The 514-nt window shown below is 44.9% G+C and carries 1 pseudogene; it reads left to right on the forward strand.

The annotated features are described in order from the left end of the window. Positions 1 to 514, forward strand: a pseudogene (locus tag R8N47_RS28470) (cadherin repeat domain-containing protein); the annotation flags it as partial.

The raw sequence follows: 514 nt of genomic DNA on the forward strand, positions 1-514 counted from the left end.
GCTAAAACTACGGATGGTAAAGCGTTGCTGATCAAAGGCGTTGGTAGCGCAGAAGTTGAAGCCTACGAATACGACTTGCGTAATTATCCAGCAAGTAAAACCCGCTTCAACATTGAAATCGAACGCGCACCTCATCCGGTAATGAAAGACGTGGAAATGTCTCTCACTTATCAGCCTAAACTGGCTATTCCAATGGCGTTTGCTGGTCAGAAAGGCAAAGTCAGTCTGATTGGTGGGTTGCCTGAAGGTCTTCGAATGAAGGATGGCAACTTAGAAGTGGATACCGCGGGCGAATATCGTCTTAAGTTTGAAGATGATGGCGGTGACTTTTACCAACCAATTCAATTCAACGTTGTGATCAAAGTTGCGAAAGCGCAAGGCCAAGCGATGACGACGCAAGATTATGAAATGGTATACAGCAAAGACTACGATTTTAACTTGCAGCGTGATTTTGGTTTAACGGCCAGCAATGATCATTTGGAAGTCGTTGACAATACTTCTCCAGGTGTTGCAG

It is taken from the genome of Vibrio sp. 2132-1 (genome assembly GCF_033344315.1).